Below are 953 nucleotides of genomic sequence, written 5' to 3' on the forward strand. Positions count from 1 at the left end.
TCCCGCGCCAAAAGCTGTGGTACCTGGACACCGAAAGCGCCGGAAAGCAGTGGCTATGCGCCGGTGATGTCCAGCCTGAACAATCAGACGGCGGCTGTACCGCTCTGGTGGGCGGTGGTGCACCGGTTGTCAAAAGGATTAACACAGGCAGCGGTGGCCGCCATTCCCTGTCGCCCCGATCTGCGGCAACTGCGCTTTGAAGTTCGGTGTCCAGGTACCACAGCTTTTGGCGCGGGATTGGTCATACTGAATAGTCGTCAGGCTGACATTCACCAGCGGCACACAACACACCACCATGACGCAGAAAGCGCAGTACAGGGTATTTTCAGTCCGGGCGAGCGACTGTAACCCGCCATTGCCGTCTTCTTCACCGCACTCTCTGACTTTCAGCCAAATAGCAATTACTTTTATTACTAACGGCAGCGTAAACAGCCCGGTTGCAATCAGAATGTGCCATAATCCGTTATTGACGACCCAGCCGAGCAATGTCAGAAAGTATTCCAGATAGCTGTTAGTCGTCATCGTGTTCCCTCAACATGGCCTGACAGGGCATATTCACCCAGCAGAATAAACAGCAGGCTGGCCACCATCATCCGTATCAGCACGGCGCGGTATTCCGGCAGATGTTTTGTCCTTTGCCAGATTTTCTGACCTCCCCAGCCCAGTATGGCATACAGGCCTGACCGCCAGACTAACCAGACTCCCCCGGTTTGAGTCACCCAGTGGCGGAACTCCGTGAGTTTTTCTGCCTGATGCAGTCCGACCCAGCCTGTCGCTACAGTGATAATCATCACCAACGCGATGACCAGTGATAACGCAACACCTTTTCTGAATACTGAATGCTTCTCTGCCATCATCCGCCTTACCTGCGCTCACGATTGGGCATTTCCAGCTGATAAAAACGCGCATCCGTGCTGTCCGGCACCTGTTTTTGCGGATGCATGTTGATGCGC

General features: G+C 54.4%; 1 protein-coding gene and 2 pseudogenes. 1 reads left to right on the top strand and 2 read right to left on the bottom strand.

What is annotated here, in order from left to right:
• Positions 1-207 (top strand): annotated as a pseudogene (locus AAC147_RS14280) (conjugal transfer protein TraG N-terminal domain-containing protein); the annotation flags it as partial.
• Here AAC147_RS14280 and AAC147_RS14285 read toward each other — a convergent pair.
• Together AAC147_RS14285 and AAC147_RS14290 are read right to left on the bottom strand one after the other, a co-directional pair.
• A pseudogene (locus AAC147_RS14285) lies at positions 205-522 on the bottom strand (conjugal transfer protein TraG N-terminal domain-containing protein); the annotation flags it as partial. The pseudogenes AAC147_RS14280 and AAC147_RS14285 sit on opposite strands and share 3 nt — an antisense overlap.
• Positions 519-857, bottom strand: a complete 339-nt coding sequence (locus tag AAC147_RS14290; protein WP_197056386.1) for a hypothetical protein — start codon at positions 855-857, stop codon at positions 519-521. The pseudogene AAC147_RS14285 and the gene AAC147_RS14290, both read right to left, overlap by 4 nt.
• Between the last annotated feature and the right edge of the window lie 96 nt (positions 858-953).

The sequence above is a fragment of the Xenorhabdus sp. NBAII XenSa04 genome, assembly GCF_963866145.1.
GTDB lineage: Bacteria > Pseudomonadota > Gammaproteobacteria > Enterobacterales > Enterobacteriaceae > Xenorhabdus > Xenorhabdus indica.